Raw genomic sequence first — 16,195 nt, 5'->3', positions numbered from 1 at the left:
GGCGGCTGCGGCTTGCCTCGGGGCGGCCCCGCTCCTATACGGGCGCAACCGGGCAAGTGAGAGCGGGCAGGCGTGAAATACAGGCGCGAGATCGACGGGCTGAGGGCGGTGGCGGTGCTGCCGGTGATCCTTTTCCACGCCGGGATGACGTTCTGGAGTGGCGGGTTCGTCGGGGTCGACGTGTTCTTCGTGATTTCCGGTTATCTCATCACCTCGATCCTGATCGATGACCGCGAACGGGGCACCTATTCGGTGCTGAAGTTCTACGAACGGCGGGCGCGGCGCATCCTGCCGGCGCTGTTCATCGTGCTGATCGCCTGTATCCCGTTCGCGTGGATGTGGGTGCCGCCATACCCGTTCGAGGATTTCGCGCGAAGCCTGGCCTTTGCGGCGCTGTTCATCTCGAACGTCCATTTCCTCGAGCATGGCGGGTATTTCGACCTTAACGCCGATCTGCGGCCGCTTTTGCATACGTGGAGCCTGGCTGTGGAGGAGCAGTATTACCTGCTGTTTCCGCTGGTGCTGTTCTGTCTGCGCAAGTTCCGGCGGGCGAAGTTCCTGATCGTCTTCACGCTATTGGCGCTGGCGTCGCTGGCGGTGGCGGAATGGGGATGGCGCAACTATCCCAGCCAGAATTTCTATTTCACGCCGTCGCGGTTGTGGGAATTGCTGGCAGGCTCGCTTTGTGCCGTGATCCTGTATCAACGGGCGCAGTTGAAGAGCGAGTTGCTGGCCGGGGTGGGGCTGGCGATGATCCTGTTCGCCACGGTTTTCTTCAACGCGGCACTGCCGTTCCCGTCGCTTTACACGCTGGTGCCGGTGGTGGGCACCTGCCTGATCATCCTGTTTGCCGAGCGCGAGACGGTGACGGCACGGATCCTGTCGATCAAGCCTTTCGTGGGCGTCGGCCTGATTAGTTATAGCGCCTATCTATGGCACCAGCCGATCTTTGCCTTTGCCCGTATTCGCCATGCGGAGGAGGTGCCGGACTGGGCTATGATGCTTCTGGCCGGGCTGGCGCTGGTGCTGGCCTGGGCAAGCTGGCGGTTCATCGAACAGCCGTTCCGCGGCAAGGCGCCGCTGGTGCTGCCGACGCGGCGCGGCATTCTGGGCGCCAGCTTTGCGGGTATCGTGGTTTTTGCCGCTTTCGGGTTCTGGGGGCTGGCCAAGGAGGGGTTCCCCTCGAGGATCGACTTTGACGGGTCGCCCTATCTTGCGCGGCTTTACGAGCAGACGACCGAACATGGCGCTGCCGAGGGGCTTTGCCCGGAGGCCAGTTCGCCGGTGTTGCGGGATCTGTGCCCGGCCTACGCGCCGGAGACGTCGGAGCGGCGCATTGCCCTGATGGGAGACAGCCATTCACGGGTGATGCTTCCGGCCTTCGAACCGGCCTCGGAAGAGCTTGATGCGACGATCCTTCTTGGGGACAAGCCAGGCTGCCCGCCCTTGCTGGGGGTTCATCTTGCAAGCGGTGGCGGCGATGCGCGGATATGCCGGCAGGCGGTCGAGCGGTTCGCGCAACAGGTGCGTGAGACGGATGTCGATACGGTCGTGCTGATTGCGCGGTGGAGCCTGTATGTCAGCGGCGATTACGACGGGATCGACCCGAGGTCGCAGCTGGTTCCGGAGGCCGGCGCACGGTTCATGTCTGACGCCGACCACGTGGCCGCGTTCGAAAACGGGCTGCGTGAGACCTTCGACTATTTCCGAGAGGCCGGGATCCGGGTGATCGTCTTCTCTCAGGTGCCGCAACAGCGGATCATCCCCGGCATCCTTGTGCAGAACGCGATGCTGCTGGGGCTGGACGAGGCGGCGGCCCGGCGGCGGTTCGAGGAGAGCTTCGTGACGCGGGAAGCCAGTGACCGGCTTCAGGCGCGGGCTCGGGGGATCATGGCCGAGGTGACTTCGGAGTATGACATTCCCGTGCTGACGCTGGATGATGTGTTCGTGGACGGCGACCGCTTTGCCTGGCTGGACGGGGCGGATTCGCTTTACATGGACGACGATCATGTGTCGGAGATCGGGGCGGCGCGGCTGGCGCCGCTGGTACTGGAGGCGCTCAGCCGTCCGGCGCAATAAGGCCGAGGCCGCGCAGGTAGATGCCGATGCCGGATTCCAGCAGGTCTTCGGGGGGGAAGGGGCTTTGGGTGCCCGGCGAATTCCGCGCGAAGAGTTCCACGACGCCGTGCGAGAGCGCCCAGACATGGGCCGAAAACATCGAGGGGGGCGGGCGTTTCTCGGGCGGGATATGCTGGCTGAGTTCCTCGGCGGCGCGTTCGAGAACGGCACGGGCCCGGTTGGCCACGGCTGCCAGTTCGGGCGTGCGGTTGACCGAGATGCCGCTTTCGAACATCGCGATGTAGTGGCCCGGGTACTTGCGGGCGAAGGCGAGGTAGGCGCGGCCCGTCGCCTCGAAGCTGGCCAGGGCCGAGGGCTGTCCCTGGTCATAGGCGTATTGCATCACGTCGGCGAAGATTTCGTAGCCTTGCCGGGCGGCCTCGGCGATCAGGTCATCGCGGCCGGCGAAATGGCGATAGACGGCGGCCGGCGTGACGCCGGCCACCTTTGCGGCCTCGGACAGGGTAAAGCCCGTGGGGCCTTTCTCTTCGATCAGGTCGAGTGCCGCTTCGACAAGGGCCTGTCTGAGGTTGCCGTGATGGTATCCGCGTTTACCCATCCCAGATGTCCGGCCCGCCGCAGACCTGCTTGTCGGGTGCGCCCAGCATCTTGTGGTGTTTGCGGTCGTAGTCGAGATCGAGAAGCACGCGGCGGATCGCTTCGACCCGCGCCCGGCGCTTGTCGTCGGAGCGGATCACCGTCCAGGGCGCGTGGCCGGAATGGGAACGGTCGAGCGTTTCGCTGATGGCCGAGGAGTAGTCATCCCACTTCTGCAGGCCCTCGACGTCGATCCGGCTGAGCTTCCATTGTTTTAGCGGATCACTTTCGCGCTTGAGGAAGCGGCGGAGCTGTTCGGCGCGGCCGACGTTGAGCCAGAACTTGAAGAGGTGAATGCCTTCCTCGACCAGCATCTTCTCGAACTCGTTGACCTGCCCGAAGAACTGTTCGCGCTCTGCCTCGGAGCAGAAGCCGAAGACCTTTTCGACGACGCCGCGATTGTACCAGCTGCGGTCGAAGAACACGATCTCGCCGCCCGAGGGGAGGTGGTCGATGTAGCGCTGGAAATACCATTGCGTCTGTTCGGTGTCCGAGGGTTTGGGCAGGGCCACGACGCGCGCGCCGCGAGGATTAAGATACTCGCGGAACCGTTTGATTGTACCGCCTTTTCCGGCAGCATCACGCCCTTCGAAAACCAGCGCCACGCGCGCGCCGCTGGACTTGGCCCAGGCCTGAAGCTTGACCAGTTCGGTTTGCAGGTTCTCGAGGTCTTTCTCGTAGTGCTTTTTCGGCAGGCGTTCGGAATGGGGATAGTCGGAGGACAGAATCTCGTCCTTGTCGGCGCGCCGGATCGCGTTGCGGACCTCTTTCGGCGCTTGCTGCTCGAAATACTCGCTGATCGCCCCGTCGAATGGCAGCTCCATGCGTGCCTCCCTGTTTTTACAGTATAATATGCCGGGTCAGCCGCCCGGGCGCAATCCGGCGCGTTCGGCCGCGCGGCGGATGGCCTGTACCACGGCGTCCTCTTCGGAATGCTGGATCATGTGACCTGCACCGTCGAGCGTGGTGAGCTCGGCGCCGTCTATTGCCCGGGCGAGCGGTTCGGAATGGATCGACAGGCCGACGGTGTCGTCGGCAGTGCCGTGCAGGATTTCGGTGGGTACCTCGATTTCGGGATAGCGGGGCGAGAGTGCTTCGATCTCGCCGAGCAGGTTGGCGCGTTGGAGGGCGTTGGCCCGCAGGCTGTTGCGGCGCAAGGTCAGGCCGGGGCCGAAATGCGCCATGTAGCCTTGGGGCACGGCATCGGGGGCGAAGACCTCGCTTACCGCCTGTTCGACCTTTGCGTCAGGCACGAAAGCCGTGATCAGGGGGATGACGAGCGGGCCTGCGACAGGATGCGACAGCAGCTTGTAATACGTGGAAAGCCCCGTCGACCACGGGTGTGACGCGGCGGAGAGGGTCACCAGCGCCGACATCTCCTGAGGGTGGTGGACCGCCCAGGCCAGCGCGACGGCGCCGCCATAGGAATGGCCGACGACGATGGGGTCCTCGGCCCCGAGCTTTGCCGCGGCGGCAGAGAGCAGATCGGCCTGCTGGGTGATCGTGGCGCCCGAGGTGTTGATGCGGTCGGTATATCCCAGCCCGGGCCGGTCGATGACGAAGACCCGGAACTCCCTGGCCAGCCGCGGGGCCAGCGACAGGGTCGTGTCGCGCGTGTTGCCGGAGGAGCCGTGAATCAATACCACGTCCGGCCCTTCGCCCATGACAACGGCATGCACCGTGTGGCCGTCGACCTCTATCAGCCGGCCTTCGGGCGGGTGCGTGGTTTCGGCCCGCGCTTCGTGCATTCGGGCGCGGTACTGGACCACGGTCCAGAGCACCGCCAGCGCGAGAATGAAAAGCGCGAGGATCTTAGTGGCCAATGGCATGAAGATCGAAGGGGGTCGACTGGTAGATCTCGTTGATCCAGTTGCCGTAGAGCAGGTGCGCGTGGCTGCGCCAGCGATTGAGCGGCTGCTTGGACGGGTTATCCTCGGGATAGTAGTTGCACGGCACGTTGATTGCGGTGCCGGCCTCGATATCGCGGTCATACTCCTGCTTCAGGGTATCGCTGTCATATTCGAGATGGTTGAAGATATAGAGCGCCCCGTGGCCGGGATCTTCCACCAGGCAGGGGCCGACCTCGTCGGAGTGGAGCAGGGTGGTCAGGCCCGGCGCGGCGTCGATCTCGTCCTTGCGCATCTCCGTCCAGCGGCTGACCGGGATGACGCAATCGTCGGAAAACCCGCGCAGGAGCGGCGAGGCGGGCTTCATGTTGCGATGGCGGAAACAGCCGAAGGCCTTGTGGTCGAGCATGTGCTTGTCGATGCCGTGGAGGTGCTTGACCATGGCCATACCGCCCCAGCAGACGCCGAAGGTGGAATGCACGTTGGTCTGCGTCCAGTCGAAGACGCGGCGCAGCTCGTCCCAATAGGTGACCTCTTCGAACTCGAGATGCTCGATCGGGGCGCCGGTGATGATGAGCCCGTCGAACCGTTCGCCGGTCGCCTCGACCTCGGCAAAGGGGCGGTAGAAGCTTTCCATGTGCTCGGCCGCGGTGTTGCGCGTCTGGTGTTCGGTCATCCGGATCAGGCTCAGTTCGATCTGCAGCGGGGTGGCTCCGATCAGCCGGCCGAACTGGTTCTCGGTCTGGATCTTCTTCGGCATCAGGTTCAGCAGGCCGATGCGCAGGGGCCGGATATCCTGACGCGCGGCGTGATCCTCGCTCATGACCATGACACCCTCGCGGGTCAGCACGTCATAGGCGGGCAGATCTGCGGGTATCTTTATGGGCATGGCTCGGAAATCTCTCTGAACGTCGGAGTGGGATTGGATAGATAGGGGGTCAGCCGGCGCGCTCAAGTGCGGTGGCGATCAGCTGGTCGAAGTCGCTTGCGGTGTGCAGGCGGCTCACTTCGTTGGCGGAGACGGTGACGCCCCAGTTCGCCATCGCCTCGTATCGCGGTTTGCGGTGGGCCAGGGCCTTGGCATAGGTCCAGCGGATGAAGGTGTCGGGGTCGACGTCGGCCTCGTTGCACGCGTTCTCTTCGAGGTATTCGGCCCAGACCTTGTCGAGGAATTCCGGCTGATAGCACATCGGCTTCGGGGCCCTGTCGAACCGGCGGATCAGTTCTTCGGTATGAGCCTCGTCGCCCTTGATCCAGACGAGCAGGCAGCGGGCGGACAGCTCGGTCAGAAGCGGGTCGTCCGGGTTCTCTCCGTCGACCCATTCGCAGATCGAGCCGCCGGTGTCACAGATGAAGTTGGGGTAGCCGTAAAGCGCCTCTGCGCGGTCGATGAAATAGGTGGTGTCCTGAAGGGCCGAAATCTCGGCCCCGCGGAACTGTTCCTGCCGCCGGCGGAATTCGTCAATCGGGAGGCCGCCCTTGTCGGGGTTGCCCGGTTTTCCGAGGTACGCCGAGACCGGCGTCAGATTGTGGAATGAGATGTTCGAGCCGATATAGATCGAGTCGCTCATCAGCAGGTCGCGCAGGAAGGGGACCTTCATCGCATGCGCCTTGGCGTTGTCGGTGATGAACTCGCCCATGTAGCGGGTGCCGATGCGGTAATCGATCGAGTAGTGAAACCAGTCGCCGGCATCGCGCAGCATGTTCGACAGGTAGGTTTTGCCCAGCCCGGACATGCCGTAGACCAGCACCCGTTTGTGCGGCGCGTTCAGCCACTCGTCTGCAGAAGCATACACCATCTTGCGTCCCTTTCTGACTGGCTTGGTAGCCAGAGCCGGGGCAGGGGTCAAACCACAAAGCGCCGAGGCAAAACAAAACCCCGCCCGAAATGGGCGGGGCCTGAAATTTGTCGCATCCGGCGAGGCTTAGTTAAGCGCCACGCGAACCTTGAGGCCAACGCTGACGGCGTTGTTGTCCTGGAAGTTGCCGCGCGGCGTGTCCGGCGTACCGGTCTCCGGCAGGGCATCGCCCAGCCACGTGTAGCGGACACCGCCCGAGATATCGATCTTCTCGGTCACCTTGTACCGGCCGCCGACGGAGATGGCGGTCTGGCCGTTGGTCGGAGCCAGCGGAGAAACGAGGCTGTCGCTGCCGCCCGCTTCGTAGGACACCGAGAGGCTGCCCGAGAAGCGCTCGGAGAACCGGCGGCCGACGCCCAGTTCGTAGGTGGTCACGCTGTCGAGCTGTGCCAGGTTCGGCACCGGGCTCGGCGGGTTGAGCGAGAAGGCTTCCCAGTCCGACCAGCGGATCGAGCCGAAGACCAGTGTGTTCTGGTTGATGCCCGACTGGGCGGCCAGTTCGAAGGACTGCGGGATTTCGACCGCGGTGATACCGGTTCCGACGGGGGTGCCGGTGCCGCCAGCGGCCACGGGGATATTCTCGGTCGTGCCCATGCGCAGGTCGATCGCCGAGTGGTAGGTGCCCGAGACCCGGAGGGCGTATTCGGGAATTTCATAGGCCGCGCCTACGACATAGCCGGTGCCGCTGTTGCTGCTGAAGCGGACGGTGTAGCCGTTGAGCGCGCCATAGGCGAGGCCCGACAGGCGGATGGTGCCGTCAGCCTTGACCGCACGCGGACCACCGTAGACCGAGAAGCGGTCGGTGATCTTGTATTTCAGGATCGCGGTCAGCGACCCGGTTTCCGCCTTGGCGAAGGTGCCGCCCAGCAGGGTGGCGCCCGGGTTGCCGCCATACACGGTGTCGGCGCCATAGGGCTGGTCGGCGATGACAGCGAAGGTCAGTTTCTCGCCGAAGTCCATCTTGAGGGCCGAGCCCAGAACGCCGAAGTCGTTGCCGACATTCGCGATGGGGTTGCCAAGCAGGTCGCTGCCGGTCAGGTCGGGCATCGTGAAGCCGTACGAGATTTCTGTGAAGCTACCGTCGTCGAAGATGAGGTCGATCGGGGTGTAGCTGCGGTCAAGTCCGCCTGCGGTGGCCGCGCCTGCGCTCAGGGCGAGTGCTGCGGCTGTCGAGGTCAATTTTTGCATGTGTGCTCTCCTCCGGAAATTGTAAACAAGCTACCAGCCTCGCGCCGTTTATCAATTTTGACGCCGCGTCAGAGCCATGTCGGCATGATGACAGTGTCCGGCCCGAAGCATATTTGTCACGGTTTTTACTTTGGAGACTGTCTTTTGCGCGTTTGGAACCAAAGATTGCCGTAGTTGGCCCCGAAAATCAGGGCCGCGCCAATGATCACGAACACGTCGATCGGTTCGTCGTAGACCAGCAATCCGATGACGGCGATGACCGGAAGACGCAGGAAGTCGACCGGTGTTATCAGCGTGGCCGGCGCGATCGAAAGCGCCGTCGTCAGGCAGAAATGCGCGGTGAGACCGCCCAGCGCGATCAGGAAGAGCCAGGGCATCGACACGACCGATGGCAGGGTGATGGTTCCGTCGAAGCCGGCGCAGGCCAGGCCGAAGAAGGACTGGGTGAGGGTCATCCAGAACAGGATGCAGGTCAGTGTCTCGGTGCGCGTCAGGCGCTTGGTGAAGATGATCGAGCCGGCAAAGCCGATGGCCGCACCCGCGGCACAGAGCGTGCCGGCATTCAGCGTGTCCGGGCTGGGCCGGGCCACGACCAGAATGCCGATGAACCCGGTCAGGGCGGCGAGTATGCGCGCCTTGGTCAGCTTCTCGCCCAGCAGCAGCGGTGAGAGTACGAGCACCCAGAGCGGCGACGTGAATTCCAGCGCGAAGACCTGGGCGAGGGGGATGACGGTGATGGCGTAGAACCACAGGTTCTGGCCGGTGAAGTGAAAGACGTTCCTGACAAGCTGAACACCGGGTTTGCGCAAGCTGACCTGGCCCAGCGTGCCGGCCACCGGGGCCACCGCGAGGACGATCAGGAAACCCACCATGCTGCGGTACATCATGATCTCGAACGTATCGAGTTCGAAGCTGACCGCGCGCCCGGCCACCGCCATGGACGAGAAGGATACGACCGCACCCAGCATCCAGAGCGCCGCGCGCAGAACATGCGCGGTATCGGCATCGGTCGGGCTGATTGGGTCGGGATGAATGGCCACCGGTCAGACCCGTCCCGTCGGGGCGCATCGGGTTTGGAATGGCCCGGTGCGGGGGCGGAATGTGGTCATGGTGCTGCCGGTATCGTGCCGCGTGGGCCAAGAAAGGATGGCCGCGGCGCCGGGCCGCGGTTCAGATCAGTGCCCCGTGCGTAGCAGACGTTTGAACCGCCGCCAATAATCCAGCGTACCGAATGCCAGCCAGTGGAACGGCGAATAATCCCCGGTGTACCGCCGGAGGAACCCCGGCAAGACCTGCATGTCTTCGGTCTTGACGGTGGTCGGGTGCCAGTGCAGGGGCAATTCGTCGAAATTCGACAGAACCGTCCCATCGTAGCCCACGAAGACGAAGTTGCGCGATTCCGGGTCTGCCAGTTTCTCGACGGGCGGGGGCGGGGTACGGGTCACGGCGTCGAGGCAGTCGAGACGGACCGCGATCAGGTTGCCGCCCTGGATGCACACGGTGCAATATCCCTTTTCTTGCGCCAGATCGTCGATGGCCTTCACGCCGTTGCCCCGGTTGATCGTGAAGTCGGGGGGCTGAATATAGGGGATGTCGACGGGGATTGTCGGGTTGAACTCGATGATGACCAGCTTGGGACGGTAAGATTCGAGGCTTTGCCAGACGTGATAGTCGCAGCTGTCGATGTCGATGGACAGCATGTCGAAATCCTCGGGCAGGTCGGTTTCGGCCAGGATCCGGTCAAGCCGGGCGTCGCCGTCAAGGGTGACCAGGCGGTTTACCTTGACCACGTTATCGCCCGGGAAGTTGCGGCAGAGCTGCTTGTAGCGCTTCTTGTCGGCCTCGATCATCACGGCGCGAAAGCCGTGCTCGCGGATCAGGTGGCAGGTGTTCGACAGGTGCACACCGTCCCAGGCGCCGAACTCGACGCACCATTTCTCGCGGTCCGCGTCGAGAACATCGAGCCGCTTCAGGATTTCGGTCAGTATGCCATCCTGCCCACCTTGCGAATAGGCGTCCCAGGCGTAGGAATTCAGCGGGGTGAAGGTGGCATTTCCATCCGCCTTCGACGGATGCGCGGACGCGTGCGATACTTGTGACAACTCGTCTCCTAGTCCGGTCTCGCCCGGGGGGCGTAAGAATGGCGTCGCCTTGGCTGCCGGCCTCGGGCAGCCCGACAGTCATGGTGATCCGGATATCTGGCTTGGTTTACTCTCTCCCGTATAACAACGCCGCGCCGTGCGTCAGGTTCCATCGTAAGGCCGATGTTTTTGGATGAGACCTGCTTGTCATCAGCACGTCTGCACCGGCGTGGGCGTTGGGTGATCCGGGAATTTCTTCTTTATTACTGAAGTTTACGGCGCATGGTGAGCCTGACACATCGGCCTGCTAGGCGTGTGGCAAAGCGCCCCTCGTTGAGCGCCGTTTGCCGCCTGTGCGGATGGCACATGCCGTCTTGGAGCCGTCGGCTATCAGGCCTGGATCATTCCCACTCGATGGTTCCCGGAGGTTTCGAAGTGATGTCGTAGGTGACCCGGTTGATCCCCTTGACCTCGTTGATGATGCGCGTGGCGGTTTCGCCGAGGAACTCGTGGCTGAACGGGTAGTAATCGGCTGTCATGCCGTCGACGCTGGTGACGGCGCGCAGGGCGCAGGCGTAATCGTAGGTGCGGCCGTCGCCCATGACGCCGACGGTCCTGACCGGCAGGATCGCGACGAAGGCCTGCCAGATCTCGTCGTAAAGGCCGTGTTTGCGGATCTGGTCGATATAGACGGCATCGGCCTTGCGCAGGATATCGAGCTTGTCCTTGGTGATCTCGCCGGGGCAGCGGATGGCGAGGCCGGGCCCGGGGAAGGGGTGGCGGCCAATGAAGCTTTGCGGCAGGCCCAGTTCGCGGCCAAGGGCGCGGACCTCGTCCTTGAAGAGTTCTCGCAGCGGTTCGACCAGTTTCAGGCCCATCTTCTCGGGCAGGCCGCCCACGTTGTGGTGCGACTTGATGGTGACCGAGGGACCGCCGGAGAAGGACACGGATTCGATGACGTCTGGATAGAGGGTGCCCTGAGCGAGGAACTCGGCATTCTCGATCTCGTTGGCGTGTTTCTGGAACACGTCGATGAAGAGGCGGCCGATTGTTTTTCTCTTTTGCTCCGGGTCGCTTACGCCCTCAAGCTCACCCAGGAAAAGATCCGACTCGTCGGCATGGATGAGCGGGATGTTGTAGTGGTCGCGGAACATGGTCGTGACCTCTTCGGCCTCGCCCAGCCGCAACAGGCCGTGGTCGACGAAGACACAGGTCAGCTGATCGCCGATGGCCTCGTGGATCAGGACAGCCGCGACCGAGCTGTCGACGCCGCCGGACAGGCCGCAGATCACCTGCCGGTCGCCAACCTGTTCGCGGATCTTCTCGATCGCCTCGTCACGATAGGCGGCCATCGTCCAGTCACCGGTGAAGCCGGCCAGCTTGACGAAGTTGGCATAGAGGGTCTTGCCGTTCGGAGTGTGGTGCACCTCGGGGTGGAACTGGACGGCGAAGAAATTCCTGTCAGTGTCCGCCGTGATGGCGAAGGGGGCATAGGGCGAGGTGCCGTAGACTTCGAACCCCGGAGCGATGGCCGATACGTGGTCCCCGTGGCTCATCCAGACCTGCTCGCGGCCATCTGGGGTGGCGAACCAGCCATCGAGCAGGGGCAGCCGCTCGGCAGGCGGGGTGACATAGGCGCGACCGAATTCTGCGGTGCCGTGGCCACGTTCCACCTTGCCGCCCAGCATGTGCATCATGACCTGCTGGCCGTAGCAGATGCCGAGGATGGGCACACCAAGATTGAACACCTTTTCCGGCGGGCGCGGCGAGCCCTCGTCGATGACCGAGGCGGGCCCCCCGGAGAAGATCACCGCCTTCGGGGCGAATTCGTCGAGAAACTCATCCGTCACCTGCTGGAACGGGTGGATTTCGCAATAGACGTTCAGTTCGCGCAGGCGGCGGGCAATCAGCTGGGTGACCTGGCTGCCGAAATCGATGATGAGGAGGCGGTCGTGCGGTGTCTGGCTCATACCCTGCCTAGTATGGCGGGTGGCGCGTGCGCGCAAGACCTGCGTTCAGCCCGCAAGCAGGTTGATCACCGTCGCGCCCATGATCCAGATCGCGATGCCCGCGAAGAGTGCCACGGACAGGGGAACAAGCCCGAAAACGCCCGCAAGAACGGCCACGACGCCGGCCCCGCCGATCACGCCCATCCAGTTCCGCTTTTTCTCCCGCGTCCACATGTGGCCGAATATGTCCTCAGGCTGGCAAGCGCGCCTTAACCTGAATCAGTTATGCCGGTTTGGTATGCCCCGGCGCACCGTTTGCGCAATTTTGACCGTGGATGTCGGTTTTGGCCGGGCGAAGCCGCAAATCCGCCGTGTGCGGATGTGCGATGTCGATAAAAGCGGGCAAACGGCGCCGACATGCGCCGGAGTCGGGACCAAGGAGACCTGTGCAATGAGCGAAGCAGCAGCCCGCAGACGAGGCCGCGGTGGCGGCGGTGCAGCCCGCCGGGCCGAACGCACGGCCGTCAATATCGAAACCGCCAAGTATATCGAGCGAAACATTCCGCTCTTCGAAGTTCTGAACGAAGAGGCGCTCGACATCATCGAACAGAACGCCGAGATCGTGCTCGAGGAGATCGGCGTGAACTTCGTCGAGAACCCGAAGGCGCTGGAGCGTTGGCGCAACGCCGGCGCGGATGTCGATGGCGAGCGCGTGCGCATACCGCGCGGCCTGGCCCGTGAGCTGATCAAGACGGCGCCGAGCGAATACACTCAGCATGCCCGCAACCCCGAGCGCAATGTCGTTGTCGGCGGGCGCAACCTGGTCTGTGCGCCGGTCTACGGCCCGCCCTTCGTGCGGGATATGGATCACGGCCGTCGCTACGCCACGATGGACGACTTCGAGAAGTTCGTGAAACTGGGCTACATGTCGCGCTGGCTGCACCATTCGGGCGGCACGGTGTGCGAGCCGACCGATATTCCGGTGAACAAGCGCCACCTCGACATGCTGAAGGCGCATATGACGCTGTCGGACAAGCCGTTCATGGGGTCGGTCACCGACCCCAGCCGCGCGCAGGACAGCGTCGACATGTGCGGTATCCTCTTCGGTGAGGATTTCGTGCGCGACAACACGGTGATGACCTCGCTGATCAACATCAACTCGCCGATGACCTTCGACGAGGTGATGATGGGGGCGCTCGAGGTGTATGCCGAGAACAACCAGGCCTGCATCATTTCGCCGTTCATCGTCGGCGGCGCGATGGCGCCGGTGTCGGTGGCCGGTACCCTGACGCAGGTTCTGGCCGAGGTTCTGGCCGGCATTGCCTATTCACAGATCATCCGCCCCGGCGCACCGGTTATCTTCGGCGCCTTCGTGACCTCGATCGACATGAACAGCGGCGCGCCCACCTTCGGCACGCCCGAGGCCTCGCTGATCACCTACGGTGCAGGGCAGCTTGCGCGGCGGTATGGGCTGCCGTTCCGGTCGGCCGGGTCGTTCAACGGGTCGAAACTGCCGGACGCGCAGGCGGCCTACGAATCGGCCAACAGCCTCAACCTCGGGCTGCTGTCGGGTGTGAACTTCATGCTGCACTCCTGCGGCTGGCTGGAAGGCGGCCTTGTCTCGAGCTTCGAGAAGTTCGTGATGGATGCCGACCAGCTTGGCGCACTGCAGAACATGGCCCGCGGGGTCGACATGACCGAGAACGGGCAGGCGATGGACGCGATCCGCGAAGTCGGCCCGGGCGGGCACTACCTTGGCTGCGCCCACACGCAGGCCAACTTCAAGAAGTCGTTCTGGCGGTCGGAACTTCTCGACTACAAGCCGTTCGAGCAATGGGCCGAGGAAGGCGAGCGCGATACGATGACGCTGGCCAACGTCAAGGTGAAGCAGACGCTGTCGAACTATCAACAGCCGGCGCTTGACCCGGGTATCGCCGAGGCGCTCGACGCTTTCGTGGCCGAGAAGAAGGCTTCGATGCCCGACGCCTTCTCCTGATCAGCCTGGGCCGAGGCGCGCAACAGCCGCGCCTCGCCCATGATCGCAATCACGACATCCACGTGGCGCGCCGGCGAATAGCCGGCGTTGCCGTCTTTGCGCATCTGGTTGAGCTCATCCTCGATTTCCAGCAACGCCCCGAGCGTGGCCTCGCAGTCGGGCTGGCGCAGATACCCGAGATGTCGCCGCAGCGCCGCATCGCGGCTGTACTCCGCGACGCCGAGTCGTGCCGCCTCGATCAGGAGTCGGGGGCGGCGCAGGCTGTAAAGGCAGGGCAGGCGCGTGGTCATGGCAGTCTCCGGTCAGGTTGTTCAGAATTGTGAACCGAGACCTTTGCACAACCCTTCAGGGTGTTGCGTGCCGGGCAGAACCACCGCGCGGTTGTGAGTCCGTTTGTTTACGTTTCAGCAACAATCCTCACCAATACGTTCTTAATTAACCAAGCGGTAACAATTGAAGCCTTAACTCGGCCGGGTTCTGCGGATGGCCGCAGGCATGGGGCTCAGGTGCTGCCGAAGGATATGAGGAGGAGATGGCGTGCCATATGTCTCGCCTTCCGCCGAAATCGCGGAACAGTTGCCATGCTGGGTGCCAAAAGAGGCACTCGCATATCTTCTTCACACGGAAACGGGCCAGCCGATCCGCGCCCTTGCGCGGGAGGCGGGGGTACATGCCTCTACCGTTCTGCGGCAGGTGCGGGCGTTCGAAGCGCGACGAGAGGATATCCTCGTGGACCAGGTGTTAAGCCGGCTCGGCCGACGGGTGCACGCGGCCGGGACGCGCAATAGCCCAGCGGACGAGGTCGTGCCATCGATGGACGAGCTGTCGCAGGAAGCGCGACGGGTGCTGCGGCGGATGTGCGAGCCGGGTGCGATGCTGGCGGTGGCCGCCGACATGGACAAGGCCGTCGTCGTGCGCGAAAGCGACGACGGGGATACGACGCGCCGTGCCATCGTGGGGCACGCGGCGGCCGAGGCGATGGCCTTGGCAGGATGGATCGCCTGCGATCAACCCGGCCGGGTTTCACGCTACCGGATCACTTCGGCGGGCCGCGACGCCCTCAACCGGATGATGGCCGAAGCCGAAAACCGCGCTGTCGGGTTCGCAGAGGCGCCGGCGCGATTCGAACCCGCCAAGCCGAAGGGGCAGGGCGCCCCGGTCGACACGATGTCTTCCAGGCGCCCCCGGTTCTTGGCTGTGGAAACGCCGCTCACGCTGCTTGGGCGTCGGCGTGACCGCAGTGGCGAGAAGTTCCTTTCGGACGAACTCGTCAGTGCGGGCGAACGGCTGCGGGAAGATTACGAGATGGCCGACCTGGGGATCCGTCAGGGGGAGAGCTGGGACAGGTTCCTGGTCAAGGCTGCCGAGTTGTCGCCTGCCGGCCCGGGGCATGATGGTACCGCGGTGGCCCGGTCTCGGGTTCTAGGTGCCTTGCGCGATCTTGGGCCGGGGCTGGGCGACGTCGTACTGCGCTGCTGTTGTCACCTGGAAGGCCTTGAAAGCGCCGAGAAGCACATGGGCTGGTCGGCCCGGTCCGGCAAGGTGGTGCTGCGCATCGCGCTGCAGCGGCTCAGGCGGCATTACGACCGGCTGGGCGATGACGGAGACCTCATTGGGTAGGGCGGTCAGCCGCCGACGATCCACCCCACGACAAAGGCGACCATGGCACAGATCGACCCGACGAGTATCGTTTCGCCGACCGAGCGGAACAGTCTTTCGCCTGTCGCGCTCCACCGCAGCAACCCCAGGCTCGTCAGGGCCAGCGCGGTTGCGGCGACGGACAGCAAGAACGTCCGGTCGTCGGGCGGTAGCAGGAAATAGGGCGCAAGCGGAATCGACCCGAACGCGACGAAGGCCAGGAAGGTCGACAGCCCGTTCAGGAGCGGGCTCTCCTCTGCCGGGTCCGTCATGCCGAATTCATACGTCATCATCAGGTCGGCCATGATCTCGGGATGCCGCGACAGGATGCCGGCCGCCGTGTCGGCCTCGCCGGCGGGCAGGCCCCTCTGGCGGAGGATCTCGAACAGCTCCATCCGCTCCTGATCCGGGTTTCGCTTGATTTCGTGCAGCTCGCTGTTCCGGCGCGCGCGATAAAGGTCGTGCTGGGAGCGGAGCGAGAGGAACTCGCCAAGGCCCATGCTGACCGCGTCGGCGAAAAGATTGGCAAGCCCGAAGACAAGCACCGCCAGCCCGCCGATCTGGGCCACGCCATCGGCTGCGGCGCCGGCAAAGCCTGCGACAATGGCGAAGGTCGTGACGATTCCGTCATTGCCGCCATAGACGAGCTGTTTCAGATACTCCTGCGTCCGGCCCAGTTTGTGAGCCTCGCGCCTGTGCGCCTGCCAATCCATCGCCTTGCCTGATTGCTTGCCGAATGCCGGGTGGGTCTGGTCAGGATAAGGTGTCGGGTGACCGGTGCAACTGCGGAATGGCCGCATGCGGCATGCTGAAGGCGGTGGGCACTCGTTAAGATGAAGCGCCGCACCGTCCGGCACGGCCGCAGAACTGGTACATCCCACCGGGATGCATTATGCAGGGGGCGAGTTACCAAACAGTTCGC

Annotated in this window: 15 protein-coding genes; 3 read left to right on the top strand and 12 right to left on the bottom strand. The window is 63.8% G+C overall.

Translation table 11 applies throughout. The annotated features are described in order from the left end of the window. Positions 1–72: 72 nt before the first annotated feature. Entirely contained in the window at positions 73–2,079 is a 2,007-nt protein-coding gene (locus RIdsm_RS14065; protein ID WP_057815221.1) for an acyltransferase family protein, read from the top strand. On the opposite strand, the gene RIdsm_RS14060 is transcribed toward RIdsm_RS14065, so the two are convergent. From RIdsm_RS14060 to RIdsm_RS30165, 10 genes are all read right to left on the bottom strand, one after another. After that, positions 2,060–2,677 (bottom strand): TetR/AcrR family transcriptional regulator, encoded by a 618-nt coding sequence (locus RIdsm_RS14060; RefSeq protein ID WP_057815223.1) that lies wholly within the window; start codon positions 2,675–2,677, stop codon positions 2,060–2,062. The genes RIdsm_RS14065 and RIdsm_RS14060 overlap by 20 nt on opposite strands. Beyond that, a complete protein-coding gene (gene ppk2 / locus RIdsm_RS14055; RefSeq protein ID WP_057815225.1) occupies positions 2,670–3,539 on the bottom strand; it encodes a polyphosphate kinase 2 in 870 nt (289 codons plus the stop codon). Before ppk2 ends, RIdsm_RS14060 begins: the two co-directional genes overlap by 8 nt. Before the next feature lie 36 nt (positions 3,540–3,575). Next, positions 3,576–4,544 (bottom strand): alpha/beta fold hydrolase, encoded by a 969-nt coding sequence (locus tag RIdsm_RS14050; protein WP_057815227.1) that lies wholly within the window; start codon positions 4,542–4,544, stop codon positions 3,576–3,578. Further along, positions 4,528–5,451: a homoserine O-acetyltransferase MetA gene (gene metA, locus RIdsm_RS14045; RefSeq protein ID WP_057815228.1), complete on the bottom strand. Its 924-nt coding sequence runs from the start codon at positions 5,449–5,451 to the stop codon at positions 4,528–4,530. The genes RIdsm_RS14050 and metA overlap by 17 nt, the downstream gene beginning before the upstream one ends. 49 nt (positions 5,452–5,500) lie before the next feature. Beyond that, entirely contained in the window at positions 5,501–6,361 is an 861-nt protein-coding gene (locus RIdsm_RS14040) for a hypothetical protein (RefSeq protein WP_057815230.1), read from the bottom strand. A gap of 126 nt (positions 6,362–6,487) precedes the next feature. Next, positions 6,488–7,609, bottom strand: a complete 1,122-nt coding sequence (locus tag RIdsm_RS14035) for an OmpP1/FadL family transporter (protein WP_057815232.1) — start codon at positions 7,607–7,609, stop codon at positions 6,488–6,490. A gap of 125 nt (positions 7,610–7,734) precedes the next feature. After that, the gene (locus RIdsm_RS14030; protein WP_057815679.1) at positions 7,735–8,577 is read right to left on the bottom strand and encodes a DMT family transporter; all 843 of its coding nucleotides are present in this window, start codon (positions 8,575–8,577) and stop codon (positions 7,735–7,737) included. Between the two features lie 207 nt (positions 8,578–8,784). Continuing rightward, positions 8,785–9,711, bottom strand: coding sequence for a hypothetical protein (locus RIdsm_RS14025; RefSeq protein ID WP_057815234.1), 927 nt, complete (start codon positions 9,709–9,711; stop codon positions 8,785–8,787). A gap of 380 nt (positions 9,712–10,091) precedes the next feature. After that, positions 10,092–11,660 (bottom strand): glutamine-hydrolyzing GMP synthase, encoded by a 1,569-nt coding sequence (gene guaA / locus RIdsm_RS14020; RefSeq protein ID WP_057815236.1) that lies wholly within the window; start codon positions 11,658–11,660, stop codon positions 10,092–10,094. A 45-nt stretch (positions 11,661–11,705) separates the two neighbouring features. After that, on the bottom strand, positions 11,706–11,873 hold the full coding sequence (locus RIdsm_RS30165) for a hypothetical protein (RefSeq protein ID WP_160325838.1): 168 nt from the start codon (positions 11,871–11,873) through the stop codon (positions 11,706–11,708). 217 nt (positions 11,874–12,090) lie between these two features. Here RIdsm_RS30165 and RIdsm_RS14015 point away from each other — a divergent pair, with 217 nt between their 5' ends. After that, positions 12,091–13,635, top strand: a complete 1,545-nt coding sequence (locus RIdsm_RS14015; protein ID WP_057815238.1) for a trimethylamine methyltransferase family protein — start codon at positions 12,091–12,093, stop codon at positions 13,633–13,635. Here the strand turns inward: RIdsm_RS14015 and RIdsm_RS14010 are convergent. Continuing rightward, positions 13,545–13,925: a DUF6477 family protein gene (locus tag RIdsm_RS14010; RefSeq protein ID WP_074939726.1), complete on the bottom strand. Its 381-nt coding sequence runs from the start codon at positions 13,923–13,925 to the stop codon at positions 13,545–13,547. The two genes, RIdsm_RS14015 and RIdsm_RS14010, sit on opposite strands and share 91 nt — an antisense overlap. A gap of 247 nt (positions 13,926–14,172) precedes the next feature. Between RIdsm_RS14010 and RIdsm_RS14005 the strand changes: the two genes are divergently transcribed. After that, positions 14,173–15,255 (top strand): DUF6456 domain-containing protein, encoded by a 1,083-nt coding sequence (locus tag RIdsm_RS14005; protein WP_074939727.1) that lies wholly within the window; start codon positions 14,173–14,175, stop codon positions 15,253–15,255. Between the two features lie 5 nt (positions 15,256–15,260). On the opposite strand, the gene RIdsm_RS14000 is transcribed toward RIdsm_RS14005, so the two are convergent. Next, complete coding sequence (locus RIdsm_RS14000) at positions 15,261–16,073, bottom strand: VIT1/CCC1 transporter family protein (RefSeq protein ID WP_236553216.1); 813 nt, start codon at positions 16,071–16,073, stop codon at positions 15,261–15,263. Positions 16,074–16,195 lie beyond the last annotated feature (122 nt).

The organism is Roseovarius indicus, assembly GCF_008728195.1.
Classification (GTDB): Bacteria; Pseudomonadota; Alphaproteobacteria; order Rhodobacterales; family Rhodobacteraceae; genus Roseovarius; species Roseovarius indicus.
Note: the sequence above shows the minus strand (reverse complement) of the source record. Positions and strands in the feature narration are given on the sequence as shown.

Coding starts and splice junctions, on each gene's coding strand:
- RIdsm_RS14060 (WP_057815223.1), bottom strand. CDS start 2,677: ATGGGTAAACGCGGATACCATCACGGCAACCTCAGACAGGCCCTTGTC.
- ppk2 (WP_057815225.1), bottom strand. CDS start 3,539: ATGGAGCTGCCATTCGACGGGGCGATCAGCGAGTATTTCGAGCAGCAA.
- RIdsm_RS14050 (WP_057815227.1), bottom strand. CDS start 4,544: ATGCCATTGGCCACTAAGATCCTCGCGCTTTTCATTCTCGCGCTGGCG.
- metA (WP_057815228.1), bottom strand. CDS start 5,451: ATGCCCATAAAGATACCCGCAGATCTGCCCGCCTATGACGTGCTGACC.
- RIdsm_RS14040 (WP_057815230.1), bottom strand. CDS start 6,361: ATGGTGTATGCTTCTGCAGACGAGTGGCTGAACGCGCCGCACAAACGG.
- RIdsm_RS14035 (WP_057815232.1), bottom strand. CDS start 7,609: ATGCAAAAATTGACCTCGACAGCCGCAGCACTCGCCCTGAGCGCAGGC.
- RIdsm_RS14030 (WP_057815679.1), bottom strand. CDS start 8,577: ATGCTGGGTGCGGTCGTATCCTTCTCGTCCATGGCGGTGGCCGGGCGC.
- guaA (WP_057815236.1), bottom strand. CDS start 11,660: ATGAGCCAGACACCGCACGACCGCCTCCTCATCATCGATTTCGGCAGC.
- RIdsm_RS30165 (WP_160325838.1), bottom strand. CDS start 11,873: ATGTGGACGCGGGAGAAAAAGCGGAACTGGATGGGCGTGATCGGCGGG.
- RIdsm_RS14015 (WP_057815238.1), top strand. CDS start 12,091: ATGAGCGAAGCAGCAGCCCGCAGACGAGGCCGCGGTGGCGGCGGTGCA.
- RIdsm_RS14010 (WP_074939726.1), bottom strand. CDS start 13,925: ATGACCACGCGCCTGCCCTGCCTTTACAGCCTGCGCCGCCCCCGACTC.
- RIdsm_RS14000 (WP_236553216.1), bottom strand. CDS start 16,073: ATGCGGCCATTCCGCAGTTGCACCGGTCACCCGACACCTTATCCTGAC.